This is a genomic window from Pseudomonas arsenicoxydans (assembly GCF_900103875.1).
Lineage (GTDB): Bacteria > Pseudomonadota > Gammaproteobacteria > Pseudomonadales > Pseudomonadaceae > Aquipseudomonas > Aquipseudomonas arsenicoxydans.
Window position 1 is genome coordinate 5,956,272 of the sequence record NZ_LT629705.1, and the last position, 13,793, is coordinate 5,970,064.

Below are 13,793 nucleotides of genomic sequence, written 5' to 3' on the forward strand. Positions count from 1 at the left end.
CCCTCACCAGTAATCAAGAAATTTTAAAAATCTCACATTCTGCCAAATTCAGGTCGTACTTGACCCTACTGACACCAACTGGCAAACAATTAGGAGTAATACAAGGAAACCCTACGTGCACACCAAAAATAGCGACGTTACGAACGGCCAAATTCAACGCATCATATTCAGGTCTAAAAATATAACCCGCCTTAAACAATAAATTATCAAACAGCAATCTTGCTGCATAATTAGTTTTCAATAAATCCTGAATTCCCCCAACCATAGAGTTCAAGGTAAATGCACCTTGCGAATCAACAGCGCAATTTCCAAGTTCTATCACAACCAAATCGACCGAACGAAGTTTAGTATCCAACTGTGTTTCTGAGGATATTTTTATAATGTCACAACCAGGCCTTATGGTCTTGATCTCCCAAGCATGACTCTCGGCTTGGAAGTCCTGATCAGCTCGACTCGGTCCGACCCACGCGCTTACCGCAGCTAACTCCCCAATTGACTCAACCAATGTTCGTAAATATAACAACTCTCCACACAACCCACGAATTTGGTTCTCCGAGAGCAGTCCCAAATCCCCTAACTCAAACAGCTGCCTCCAGCTTGCCAATCGGCTAATTACAAACACAAATGAATCGAGTAAATTTAAATTGGACCGTGAAGACTCTATGAGGTCTTCACAAAACAGAGAAAACAGTTCTAATAGCCTAACGTCGTCAAGAATTAAAAATAATGACCATCGGCCATCTTCCCGCTCAGAAGACTTTACTAACACAGCTCTCATATCACTTTGTACTGCTGGCTCCGACGGGCAAATCAACAAGAGCGCTCTACGCCCATCACTATCAATGCCGACATAAAAATCCAATACATGCGTAGTGTCGAATCGCCTAAACCCAACACCCGCTTTATCTGACTTTATAGAATCCCACAGAGACTCAATCTTAATCGACATCTTCATCATCCTCATCGATAGCATCGGAGCCAGATGCCTGCCCGGACAATATATTTCTAAGTTCAACCAAATTAATACGATAAGAAATACGGTGAGTAGCCCCACTAAGAGCTGGAAAACTTAATCCAATTGCGACCAATGACTCACATTCGGAAGGAAGCTCATATTTATCTCCGGCAATAGAAGGCTCTATAAAGTGAATCAGAAGAAGTGGCGAGGGTCTAATCTCTGTATAGGATTTTCCCGGCACAGTTATCTTATTATCATTCGAAGCATTAGCCCAAAATTTTTCCTTGGCACTTTTTATTTCGTTTTCGGTTAACCCGATAGTCTCATCGGCAGACGAGCCAACACGCAGTTTTCTCCCGTTTACCAATAGAGAACGAGTATCGTCCTCTAGTAATATAGTACGCTCGCGCTGGATCACACTTAACCCTGGAGCTATCGTTAAAGCTGCCCCCCTTCCACTAGGAACACCAACATCCCAATAAGCCAGCTTCGAATCTGAAGATCGCTCGATAAACTCAGCCAAGCTAGAGGTTTGCAGCTTGATGCTCAACGGGTGGCTCACAAATAGCCTAAGAAATTCGATAATTATTTTTTTCGGGACTTTATTCCAAACTGGAAATCCATATGAGGGATTACGAGTTATATCAGTCGCTAACAGCTTACGAAGCAAGTCCTTCGCAGATTTATAATTAGCTAGTAGGACATGAGCATCTTTCAACAATCTAGCGGACTCGAGGCTCTCCTGTGTTATTGAAATAGTTTCTACAATCTCATCAGAATCCCGCATCTTATTTCGCGCAGTAATCATTAACGATTCCGGGTGCGATCTAACACGCAACCCGAAATCGATTGGCTTTAGTCTCGATACTTGCATACGCCTAACTTCATCCCGAAGTTCGTCAGTAGCCGCTGAAATATGCGAATACCAATCTGCGGTTTCATTCGACATCCATATTTTACAAAGATCTTCATATCCGACTCGATAACCGAACCAACGCCCCATTTGAAGCAAGGCATCGTACATTTGTGTTCCACGGTAGAAATAACTCACGCACAGGCCTTCCAAAGTCAACCCACGCGCAAGGCTGTTCCCCCCAACAGCAACAACGCGAAGGCCGTGCTCTTTATAGGCCGTGTAATCCAAACTAGCAGGTCCACTCTTTTGGTTTACTGCAGACACTTGAATTGGAAGAGCCGCGGCCGCAAGCACGTACTGCAACTCCGACCATTCAATGCCCAAGTTCGAATAGAATTTTTCAAAGGTATTAAATAACTCGCGAATTGAGTTATTCCGCATCGCATCCGTGATCGAAAGAGAAGCATAATTTTGAATATCTCCTTGGATCACTCGCAGTTCGTGGTCTAGTGCATCTCTAATTTGATTTTGAATTAATGTAAAATGACTGACATTGACAAGCATGGATCGGTGCTTCGGCATCTGAGACCGAAGATCCATTATAGCATTGACAATTATAAAACATCGAAGAGCATCAAGCATAGAACTAGGCAGTCCCGATATAAAACTATCGGACTTCTGCCCTTTTGGAAAAAACTCTTCAGCATCATTTATCTCTTCAAGACAATTTAAAGATGCACCTTCACCAAAAATCCTTCGCGCCCCCACATAGTTTGTAGGAGCATCCAGAGCATAGATAAAGTCCCGTGGAAATAGATCATCACCTTCCATGTCACTGGTAGTGTCAGGATTTATGAACACGTTTGCAAAGGGGGTAGCGGTGAATCCAACATAACTTGATCGAGGAAAAACTTTAAGAAGCCCCCTAATCCCCGCGTTGATCGCAGTCGCTTTTTTGGGGTTTGTATTAATCGAGGCATTGTCTGCCTCGTCATCTATCAGTAGAAGCGGTATATCTATACTATCAGCGGAACCTGCGTTAAAGTTTATTAGCCATGTAGCGAGATTCTCAAGTATTCGTTTATTTTTCTTAACTACTAGTAGAACTGGCTCTTTATAGTCTTTTAATTTGAACCCTAACTGATTTACTGTGTCAGCTTTAAAATCACCCACGGTTGAGGTGAAAACTCCAGCAGACCGAGTAGCGTCAATCAAGCCGACACCGATTTCTTTTCGATGTCGTTTACGATTATTAACAACTCCTGAGCTGTCCAATCCTACAAATCCTGCATCAAGACGTTCCTGAGTTTGTCGACGCAGACTTTCTAGTGTTCCAGTAAGCAATATTACTAACTTATATCCTGAGTCTGCTGCCTTGCAGATGAGTCCAGTATAATTTGACGTCTTCCCTGACTGAACATCCCCCATGACCAAACCTCGCCTCGGCCAACCCGAACGACCATGCGGATCGCCCATCAGGTCTAATATTTCGTCTGTCACTTTGTCTAGCGAATTCACAACCTTAGGACCCCACCCCTGTTTCAAAAGGTCGGTTTGATACCTGCTCCAATAAAAAGGTTCGATTTCCGCTTTTCGCGCTCTCAACCAAGGATTGTGTTCATCATATACGCAATTACCCACCCCCATATCTAAAGTTAAAGATAAATGGAGGCGCTTTATAACTTCTTGAAACTCCGCATCGGTTACCGAGTAGTTAGGTATTTTCCTCAACATCCCCGCCAAATCTAGTATTTCTGACTCGGTAGGAATACCATCAACAGTCAAAGTCGTAATAACACCCAGTTCGAGGCGTCTTGCATTGCTCGATATAACATTTTTCGAATGAGCATTCAAATGGAAAACTCCTCAACTATATTTTTTGTAATAATGGGATGAAGGTTAAATGGCTCGAGAAGATGAAGTGTGTTTAGAAGGCTTCTTCGTGCGACCGATTCTTGGGGCATATTCGTAAACAATGAACTCGCCAACAATCTCAGTTTCTCAGCCACGGCCTCACTATTAAAATCAGGTTTCACATCAGATGCCATTCTTGAGTACAACGCTTCAGCCGGAAATGAGCTCTCAACAACGCTCAAAATAAGATTAAATTCCGACAACATACTTGGAGGGAGATTACTCGCATATTCTTTAATTAAGGAGTGTTCGCGATTTATTTCAAATCTAACTCCACCTCGATCGATTATCTCGTTCCATCCTGGTGACAAATCGGAGTTATCAACCTTCTTTCCACGAAATGTAATAGTCCGCCCACTGACGGAGCGAATACGTTCAATGGTGCGTTTTAAATTTAATCTTACAGCTTCAGGAGGATGGGCCGCTGATTTCTTTATATCTAGAGTCCAAAGGTGATCTAATGAATTAGGTATATCTACCCTAACCCTAGCCAACTTGCTCAGCTCATCTTTCCGAGCCAACCTAAACCACGTCCCCCAAATTATTAACCTTCGATTCCTATAAATATAAAAACCTTGAGAGTTTCTGAAACCCTCACCACCACCGGCTTGCTGCAACTCCGTATTAGACAACTTACTAAAGTGTGGCAGTATAAAAGGCTTTACTTTAACTTTTCGCCCTTCCACAGTGAAGCTTTCTTCATCCAAAGGTTGCGTAGACTTATGATCACTTAAAAAAGGATCTGAGATTGGAAGAGAAGCTCCATTTATATAAATACAAATTTTTGGCTTATTACCCTCCTTGGTTAAAAATCTGTGAAACACTAAAGCTAAATGTTCACGAGCATACGACATCTGGCGACCAATTGCCGCTTCTGCTGTGCCCTCTCCGGCAACAAGTTTATCGAGTTTCTGCCAGAGTACTATCGTACCAGAGGTCTGTGCTTCTAAATCCCGAAAGTGAGGTATCTCCTCATAGTCGCAGGCGTTTAACTCGAGCATCACCCACGCTCCACGCTCTACAACTATATCCAAATCCCAACAATAGGCACTAATATGGTTATCTTTTTTTGATAGAACAGTCATGCGTCGACATTGTGAGAGCGATGAGGTTTTCAGCCCAAGTCCATAACGTCCCATATCATCAACTGCACGCTCAATAAGCGGGTTTGTACTACCGTGCCGCATAGCATTTATCAGAATATCTGGAGACATTCCGAAACCATCATCTATTATTGCGACGTACGGGTCATCGTACGGTCTAAACTCGATTCTAATTTTTTTAGCTGAAGCCGAAATGCTGTTATCAATCAGATCTGCTAGAGCAGATTCTAGCGTGTATCCGATTGAACGCATCGACTCCATGAGCGAAGCGGCATGCGGGGGATGCTGAATCTCTCTCATGACACTGTTACCGTTGCCTTCGACTTGGACAATGCTACTACGCCTTCCAACATTCCTTGTCTCCTAGCTCTTTAAGATCAAAGACTTAAAATAAATTTTGTCCAAAAAACTCTTCTGAAAAGCCCCATACTCCGGATCTTCAGGAGCAGATAGACGCCTTCAATGCCATGCCTTCGCCATCATTCTTTTCACAAAAATGTTTCCAACGCAAGTAAAGACAAACGACCACATGGAATTCTCATGAAATCAAACAAAAAAAGGCCTCGCATTTTGACAAAAACGCGAGGCCAACCGGACGATTAGCTGCAGTCGTTCTATGCACTCCTTATGATCGACTCAACGATCTTTGCAATTTTTCCCGCAAGTAATGGTGGTACAGCATTACCGACTTGATGATATTGTTGAGTACGGTTACCTAGAAAAAAATAGTTATCCGGAAATGTTTGGATACGGGCAGCTTCGCGCACAGTCAAACTTCTGCACTGATTTGGATCATAGTGAATAAAATAATGACCATCCTTGGATATATGACTGGTTATGGTTGAAGCAACTTGGCCTTTTAATTGAACCCTAAATCTATCGCTAAATTTTCCCGTCTCCCAGTTCTTATGATCTGGTGCCAAGCCCGCTAAAGTAAACTCTTGATGCCCCTTCGGGGAAGTTAAATGCGCATCACCGAATACAGCCGCGTATACATATCGCCGAAGGTCGGAAGTCATATGGCCGCGCGCCTCGTGATTAAGCCATACACCGAGCCGCTCATCTGATAACCAACTATCAAGATCCGGTATGTCGACCCTGCCTGACCAGCTATTGCTTTTTCTTACTCGTAGTCCGCCATTATTTAGTCTGCCACCGGAAAATGAATCTCGAAAAATCTTCAATTTCATTTCTAGTTTAGGATCCTTCTTTCCTGAAGAGATCAAATCAGATCGAAGCTCATCAAGGTGTCTAATAACCTGGCTGCACCACGCATCAGCACTGTCCTGCCCTCTCGACAACGTGCTCCGAAGTGGCGGTAGCGTACCGATCATCTGCTCCACAGTAGGGCCTTTGGACGGCTTCAGTTTGTGTTCATGCAGCCCTTTAAGATAACGCTCAGATACTCCAACTAATATCACTCGATGCCTACTTTGTGGCACACCGTAATTTTCAGCTCGAATTACAAAATTGTTTAGATCTAACTTGAGCGGGTCATCGCCACTTTCATATACATCATCTGTCACCAACGAACATATTCTATATCTGTTTTCAGATTCGGCGAGTCCTCCCAAGGCAAGGTCGGGATCAGCGAGATCTTTTAGAATCTGCGGGAAAATTTGCTCTCCTCCAACTTTGGACGACAAAATCCCCTTAACATTTTCCATTACAAAAACGGCTGGTTTTTTACTTTGAATTATCCTTAAGTACTCTCTGTATAGAAAGTGTCGATGATCATCTTCGGCCTTGTATTCCAGATTCCCTTTGTTTCTCGCTCTTCCGACAATTGAATAAGCTTGGCAAGGAGGTCCGCCTATTAGAACCCACGGCTTAGTTGTATCCAGCCTTTCTTCAAGTATACGATCTAGTTCAGCATTCCCCTCGGGGCTCCCTAGCTTGATCTGCCTCGCCTCTTTGTCAGCAATTTCCCACTCTTTCAAACTGCGTGACGTCCACGGGTGCTCGACTCCCGCGGTTTCGCAAAAATAGTAATAGTCGTCCAACGCAGCACGATTGTTTTTTTTCAGAGCGCGATAGAAAGCTCGAAGTCGTAAAGTGGATCGAGCGAACGGATCCATTTCTGCGGAGACCAATACTTCAAAGCTTTTCCCCTCATTCAGGGAGGAAAAACCTTCACCAAGCCCTCCTGGCCCAGCGAAGAGATCAACGACCTGTAAAGGTTGATCAAAATTCATATGCTAATTCTGCCAAAGGTAAACTGAGTGGATATCGTAGATAGCGCAACCAGATCGAGGATGATGGCTGCCATTCGTGGAAAAAATACTGGTCCCGAAATTGTGGTCCGGAGATACCTGCATGCCCTCGGCTATCGATTTCGTATACATCGAAAAGACCTACCTGGAAAACCGGACATTGTAATGCCGAAGCTTCGTACCTGTATATTTGTCCATGGATGCTTTTGGCACCGTCATCCAGACTGCAGATATGCTTACACACCGAAAAGCAGGCTCGATTTTTGGTTGCCAAAATTCGCTAAAAACGTTGAGAGAGACCTGGCAGCTCAGAGCGCCCTCCGTGAACTCGGATGGAACGTGGTGATCATCTGGGAGTGTGAAACAAAAAAAATCGATTTATTACGCCAGAAAATCTACGAGGCCCTCGCTGCAAGCTCTCAGGTATAAACATCACGGTTAGCGAACTTCTTAACAATTTTCGAGGGTTGACCGCCCGGCATTGACCCCCTAGGCTCTCAATTCGGCGCCTAAGAAACGCCTCAACCAGAGCGGTCCTCCGCACCCGACAGTCATGCGGCTTTTTTTCGTCTGCGGTTTCTCTACGCCTGCGAGAAAATCCCCGTTATGTCGGGAGTGGGCGAATACAAGACCCGAAAGGGGAATATGTCCGGCCCGTCTCTGGTGGGTTTCTTAGCTCCCGACACCCATAACGAATGCCCTAAGAAAGCAGCCAGAGGTAAAGGAAATGCCTGACTACCCAACCTTCATGATGAAGGTGAATCGCCGTACCCATACGCCCAATTGCGCGCTTCTGTCTCAGGAGGCTCGCCATGTCTGAACCGCTTGTTTCAACCCTCTTCACTCGTCACGACATCTACCTTCACGCGCTTCTAGTGGAGAACCAGGCTTGGTTCTGCGCTCATGACCTCGGGCGGCTGATGGGTAAATTCCTCGACGAACGCATGTCACGCAAGCTCGACGCAGACCAGCGACAGATGATGCTCGTGGATGCTCACGGCACTGCTGAAGAACGCCTGATGATCAGTGAGTCTGGCGTCTACGCATTGCTGGTTTATCACTATTGCCCGGAGTATCGGTTGCTGCGCGAATGGCTGACGCATCAGGTGATCCCAGCGCTCCGTGATGCGCGTCCATCACGATCCGTTGAGCGGCCAACGTTGAGCGTGCTGGACTGGCCGAAGATGTCGCTCTGTATGCTGCACTGGCAGGATGAACCGTGGATTCGGTTGCGGGACATGCCTTGTGTGTTGACGGATGATCCATTCAATCAACGCAGATCCTGGTAGCGGAAGGCGTCGCGAGTATTACGAGGCTTCTGATTATTCATTGCCGTATAAAAAATCCGCTGCTTGAATTTCAAGTAGCGGATTTTGTTTAAGTGGCGTATTCACTGACGCCATCGCGAGCAGGCTCACCTCTACAGGTTTGGTGTGTAGCCGCTGATGTCGGAGTGTTGAAACAGTCGCTGTCGTCATTCAAGCGACTAGGAAAAATTCTCCGTGTCGCTTACATCGCCTGGAAAACTTCATCGGCACATGAACACAAAGAAAGCGAGCCGTAAGTATTGCGCTGCCATCCCGATAAAAAGAGAAAACGCTTAGAGTCATCCAGGACTCGTCCTACAGCCACGATTAGCCACGTTCGTTAACGTCGCGCAGCCCCTTTTCCGGGGTTGCCGATGGATGAACGAAAGGAAGATCAGTGGCTGGCAACAAGGACATTCCGCGGATTCAGAACCCACCCTCCGGTGATGGGCATCACGTCACTCACCGCTTCATGACCGCCACCGAATTGGCCGAGCGGGACGCCAGACAAAAAGCCTATGAGGCCATGCTGGCAAGGCAAGAAGCTTTCGAACGTAGCCGTCAGGTCATCGCAGAAAAGCAAAGGCCCACTCAAGCCGGATGTGTCTTCGCCAAGTCCTGCAAGCTGCCGGACGCCATCATTGATTACTCGAATCCCTCAGGGATGGTGCCGACCGATAGCCTGAAAGACTACGGTGACGTGATTCTGCTGGGTGCTCGCGAAGCGAATGAATCAGGCGCTGTACCACTGAAGAAGATCAGTGGCACAGCGATTCCCGTCGGTTTTGGCTCCCTCGCCTTGGCCGGCTCGGCATTCGCCGCTGCTCCCGTGGTCGCTGCGAGCGCCGTAACAGCAACGCTGGTTGGCCTTGTTGCGCTGGTCACACCATCGAGTCTGGGCGACAGCTCGCTTTACAGCGAAGACCAACTCCGTTCGCTCAAACAGGCCCGCACCCGCGTTCGCCTGCGAGTCGAGCAACAGACTGACGGCGGCCTCAAGGGATACGCTTTCTACACCGGCAAAAATCGCGATTGGGAAATGGTTGATGTCGCGCAGTTCACCTTGCGTGGCAGCCAGCAGGTGGCTGACCTGGGTGACGGCATTGAACTGATCTGGACACCGGCAGTGGATGGTTCCGACATCCTGGGCATTCCGGCGCTGGAGGCTGCCCCGCAAGCGCCGCAAATTTGGGTTTACCCGCCGACGAAAGCGGCTGACAGCATCATTGTGAATCCGGTGTATCCGCCGGAGTACAAGGATTTCATTCTTGTGTTTCCGGCTGATTCGGGGGTAAGGCCGGTCTATGTCGTTGTCAGTATTTCTCATCATTACTACCCGAAGCCACATACCTTGCCGGCCTTCCCGGATGCAAAATGGGCCCCAGGCAAAACCCGCATGAAGGGCGGGGGCCTACGTCCTCGTTGGAAGGATAAAAAAGGCACAATTTACGAATGGGACTTCCAGCACGGCGCAGTGGAGAAATACAACAAACGCGGAAAACACTTGGGCGAGTTTGATCACGCATCAGGCAATCAGACAAAACCAGCAGACCCAACGAGGACGGTAGAGCCATGAAGCACACGGTGATGGGTATCAATGAGGGAGACGACTTTGCTTCTTATGAGCACGTGCTTCCGATCAAAAGCGAGGAACTCGCGGTATTGATGGGCTGGAAGGATCAAGAGGACTACGTGTATGACTACCAATTGACGAAGGAGCAAATTACAGCCATTGAACAGGCCTGCTCGGTTTCGTTTCCATCCGATCTCATTCTTTTTTTAACCACCAGTCAAAATTGACGCAACGCTGGTTGGCCTTGTTGCGCTGGTCACACCATCGAGTCTGGGCGACAGCTCGCTTTACACCGAACACCAACTCCGTTCGCTCAAACAGGCACGCATCCGCGCTCCGTTTGAAAAGGCTCTAAAACGTTGTTACCCAGCCTCGGCCGATGGCTGCCCATGGTCCCTCGTTCACTTGTTCATCATCTCGCTGTGATGTGCGTCTCCTTCCATCGCGTCCTTGCCATGGTCGGAAAGTTGGGCATCAAACCACTGGTGAAGCGCCGCTATCAAGGCTGGATCCGAGGTCTTGAAGGCCAATTCGGCTCCACCTTCGATGTCTTTGTAGGTGATCGCAATTTGCCCAGGCTTGGTCGCTTTCAGGTCCGCCAGGCCAGGCATGTCTTGGCCATGGATGTGCGCCGGGCCTGAGAAGTCGCCCTTGAGAAACCGCTCGCGGATGTCTTGAAGGTGCTGGCGAACCCACTGCACTTGGGCAGCATCCGCAGGCTTTTTGGCGACCACTTGCTGAATGCCGCCTTCAGCAGTCTTGGTGAAGACATGGGTCGTCGCTGCGAGACTGAACGGCATGACATCCTTGCCGCGACCTGCAACCTCGGCTTGCCGTTGCGCGTCGTCGTTCGAATGGTCCGTGGTCTGAGCGTGGAGGTTCGCAGCAAGCACCGAGAGAACGATTGAGGCGATGGCGGTTTTTAGCACGGTCTTTCTCCGATGATGGAGGGCGTTGAGCCGACGCTGGCGCGTCAATCCAACAGGTGCTTCAGCGCTGAGACCCCAACAGGTGGCTCCGCCGTCCAGGGCACGACGATGACACCGTGGCTGGTTTGGTCTGCAACCCGCGCTATCTGCTTGCGCTCACTGTCCAGACGCGCTCGCAGCAGCGGGTCATCGGTGTCTGTGGCCAATAGAGACTTATTGACCACCCAAGCAAACGGTTCGATTTTGGCCCTGCGCAAATCATCCTGCAGTGCTGCCGCCTGAGACACCGGTGTGGCTTCGGGCAGCGTCACCAGGATGATTTTGGTGTAATCCGCATCTTGCAGGCGCATCAAAGGCGTGACGATGTGGTCCGAGTCGCCTTTGAATTCCCGAACCATCTGGCGGTGATAGGCGCCTGTGGCATCCATCAGTAGCAATGAGTGACCCGTGGGGGCGGTATCGAGCACTACGAACGACGTTCTGGCTTGAGCAACCACGCGGGAGAACGCGTGGAAGACCGCGACCTCTTCGGTGCAGGGGGATCGTAGATCCTCGATGAGCAAGGCTATTTCATCGTCCGTCAGGGTCGGCGCGCGGGAGGCGACGATCTTGTCCACGTATTTTTGGGTCTCGACCTTGGGGTCGATGCGGCCAACGTCGAGCCCTTGCACATCGGCGTTGAGGGTCACCGCCAGATGCGCCGCAGGATCCGTGGTGCTCAGGTGCACGGACTTGCCGTGCTGCACCAGGCCCAGGGCGATGGCGGCGGCAATGGTGGTTTTGCCTACTCCCCCTTTGCCCATGACCATGATCAACCCGCGTTCGTCGTTCGCAAGCTCGGCAACCAGTTCCGAGAGGGTGTGGTGTTCCAGGGGTGAGCGCGTTTGTGTTACAGCCGTTGTTGGCCTGGCAAGTTCCGGGGAAAGCAGACTGCGGAGCGCGGGCAAGCCAACGGAATCTACAGCCTTGAGCGAAATGTAGTCGACTGAAAGCTGGCGCAGCGACGTGGGCATCTCGTCGAGCGCCTGCTGGCCGATCGCTTCGATGGCGGCTGCGATCGGGTCATTCAAGTCGCTGCGTTTGAACACAGCGTTCACCACTAAACGCTGGTTTTCCAGACCCAACTCTCGGAGCTCGTCGGAGGAACGCGCGGCCTCGCCCAGTGCGCCTTTGTCAGGACGAGCCACTAGCACGACGGTGGTCAGGGCCGGATTGTTGAGCGCCGCCAACGCCTGATTGAAAAGCTGCTCCTGCATTTTCAACCCCGAGTGCGGCCCCAGGCATGACGCGCCACGATCATTGCCTTCCAAAAATCCGCTCCACGCTTTGGGCAGGCTCAATAGCCTGAGCGTGTGCCCCGTGGGCGCGGTATCGAACACCACATGATCATAGGCCGCGCCACCCTGTGACAGGAGGTGGGCGAACTCATCGAACGTTGCGATTTCAGTCGTGCATGCCCCCGAAAGTTGCTCACGCACCAGAGCAATATCTTGATCGCTGGCCTGGGCGCCCATTTGCTCGACCACCCGAGCCCGGTAGTCGATGGCAGCAGTCCCGGGGTCGATGTTGAGCACGAACATTCCTGGCTCGTTCGGCACTGCTACAGGCTGATTGCTCAACTCGACACCGAGCATCTCATCAAGGTTAGAGGCCGCGTCTGTGCTAACCAGCAGCACCTTCTTGCCTGCATCAGCCAAGGCGATTGATACCGCTGTGGAAACCGACGTTTTGCCAACCCCGCCCTTGCCAGTGAAGAACATATATTTGGTAGGCTGTTCGAGCAGTTTGATGGTGGACTGCATGGCACGCTAGCCTCGCTGCGGAGCACAATTGAGGCTCAGAGTTTAGACCGATGTTCAGCACATCAAACTTTATCTGGAAAACACTCAGTGCAACCCGCCCCGCCTCCCGCTATTAATACCCTTCCCCACTCAAGGACCCGAGCCCGCCATGAAATTCGACCTCGCCTACTGCCTCAGTCTCGACGACAAGCTGTCGATCTATGACGTGCGCGATTTGAATTTCGACGAGACGATGGAGTTCGATTCCGCCAAGGAACACTTCCAATGTCCCAATGACTCATGCCGCTTGGCCTTCGATGCAGCAAATGTGCTGACAACGTTCAACGCCAAGAACGTGAATTACGTTCGCACCCCGCACTTCAAGAACACACCCAGCACGCGGCATGTGGCGGATTGTCCTTATGTCAGTCTCAAGGCGTCGGCGTCAGGTGTGGACGCGGACGGAGCGGAAACGGATGACAGTCGCGAGGAGCATTTCCCGTCGGAGTTGTTGCTGACTCGACGTGAGTATGTGCGTAAGCCGTCGAACCCCGCGGTGGCGGCGGATGTGGTGCGCGACGCCCCGCAAGCCGCTTCGGTGGACAGTCATACGGAGCAACCGAGTCGTGAAACAGCGCCGGACAAGACCTGCGTCTTCGCCCATCCGGTGGAGTGTTTTGTGTCGAACTTCGAGGACAAGGAGTTGCTCAAGCGCATGCCGCTGAAGATTGGCGAGCACACGGCGCCTTATGGGTCGTTCTTCAAGAAGATCGAGTACCTGACGGACAACAAGGGGCTGATTTACTGGGGCAAGATCAAGGAGATCAAGGATTACACCCAGAGCTTTCGCATCGATTTTGAACAGAAGGTCTGGTTCAAGCAGGCGGATGAGGCGAAGAAGAAGCCTTATTCGGTGAACGTTTACTTGAGCAAGAAGTTGATCGAGAACTACCGCAAGCGCAAAGCCTTCCTGGAAGAGATCAAGCACGCCATCGACAGTGAGGCCGAGTTGTATTGCTTCTTCTATGGCGTGACGCCGGAGTTGAAGCAGGTGCCGAGCAAGAAAAACCCCGACCAGACGTTCGGGGTGTTCAGTGCGAATATTGAGAATCTGGATCACTTTATTATTCGTGAGGCGCCGGGGTTGGCGGATAAGTAA

11 protein-coding genes are annotated in these 13,793 nt (G+C 49.6%); 5 read left to right on the forward strand and 6 right to left on the reverse strand.

Translation table 11 applies throughout. From position 1 onward, the window contains the following. Window positions 1-13: 13 nt before the first annotated feature. From BLQ41_RS27905 to BLQ41_RS27920, 4 genes are all read right to left on the reverse strand, one after another. Entirely contained in the window at window positions 14-949 is a 936-nt protein-coding gene (locus BLQ41_RS27905; protein ID WP_157695050.1) for a PD-(D/E)XK motif protein, read from the reverse strand. Continuing rightward, window positions 939-3,668, reverse strand: coding sequence for a Z1 domain-containing protein (locus BLQ41_RS27910; protein ID WP_157695051.1), 2,730 nt, complete (start codon window positions 3,666-3,668; stop codon window positions 939-941). Before BLQ41_RS27910 ends, BLQ41_RS27905 begins: the two co-directional genes overlap by 11 nt. Then, complete coding sequence (locus BLQ41_RS27915) at window positions 3,665-5,131, reverse strand: ATP-binding protein (RefSeq protein ID WP_090187149.1); 1,467 nt, start codon at window positions 5,129-5,131, stop codon at window positions 3,665-3,667. The genes BLQ41_RS27910 and BLQ41_RS27915 overlap by 4 nt, the downstream gene beginning before the upstream one ends. A gap of 314 nt (window positions 5,132-5,445) precedes the next feature. Continuing rightward, complete coding sequence (locus tag BLQ41_RS27920; protein ID WP_090187152.1) at window positions 5,446-7,026, reverse strand: DNA cytosine methyltransferase; 1,581 nt, start codon at window positions 7,024-7,026, stop codon at window positions 5,446-5,448. Window positions 7,027-7,053: 27 nt separating this feature from the next. On the opposite strand from BLQ41_RS27920, the gene BLQ41_RS27925 reads away from it, so the two are divergent. The 4 genes from BLQ41_RS27925 (at window position 7,054) to BLQ41_RS27940 (ending at window position 10,151) form a co-directional block, all read left to right on the forward strand. Continuing rightward, window positions 7,054-7,473 carry a very short patch repair endonuclease gene (locus tag BLQ41_RS27925; protein WP_090187154.1) on the forward strand — a complete coding sequence of 140 codons (420 nt, stop codon included), beginning with the start codon at window positions 7,054-7,056 and terminating at the stop codon, window positions 7,471-7,473. A 383-nt stretch (window positions 7,474-7,856) separates the two neighbouring features. Then, window positions 7,857-8,333 (forward strand): BRO-N domain-containing protein, encoded by a 477-nt coding sequence (locus tag BLQ41_RS27930; RefSeq protein ID WP_090187157.1) that lies wholly within the window; start codon window positions 7,857-7,859, stop codon window positions 8,331-8,333. Between the two features lie 415 nt (window positions 8,334-8,748). Continuing rightward, complete coding sequence (locus tag BLQ41_RS27935; protein ID WP_090187159.1) at window positions 8,749-9,927, forward strand: colicin E3/pyocin S6 family cytotoxin; 1,179 nt, start codon at window positions 8,749-8,751, stop codon at window positions 9,925-9,927. Then, a complete protein-coding gene (locus BLQ41_RS27940; RefSeq protein WP_090187162.1) occupies window positions 9,924-10,151 on the forward strand; it encodes a hypothetical protein in 228 nt (75 codons plus the stop codon). The genes BLQ41_RS27935 and BLQ41_RS27940 overlap by 4 nt, the downstream gene beginning before the upstream one ends. A 174-nt stretch (window positions 10,152-10,325) precedes the next feature. Here BLQ41_RS27940 and BLQ41_RS27945 read toward each other — a convergent pair whose 3' ends face one another. Both BLQ41_RS27945 and arsA read right to left on the reverse strand, forming a co-directional pair. Continuing rightward, on the reverse strand, window positions 10,326-10,853 hold the full coding sequence (locus tag BLQ41_RS27945; protein WP_090187165.1) for an aspartate carbamoyltransferase: 528 nt from the start codon (window positions 10,851-10,853) through the stop codon (window positions 10,326-10,328). Between the two features lie 44 nt (window positions 10,854-10,897). After that, window positions 10,898-12,655 carry an arsenical pump-driving ATPase gene (gene arsA, locus BLQ41_RS27950; RefSeq protein WP_090187167.1) on the reverse strand — a complete coding sequence of 586 codons (1,758 nt, stop codon included), beginning with the start codon at window positions 12,653-12,655 and terminating at the stop codon, window positions 10,898-10,900. Between the two features lie 148 nt (window positions 12,656-12,803). On the opposite strand from arsA, the gene BLQ41_RS27955 reads away from it, so the two are divergent. Then, window positions 12,804-13,793 carry a hypothetical protein gene (locus tag BLQ41_RS27955; protein ID WP_090187170.1) on the forward strand — a complete coding sequence of 330 codons (990 nt, stop codon included), beginning with the start codon at window positions 12,804-12,806 and terminating at the stop codon, window positions 13,791-13,793.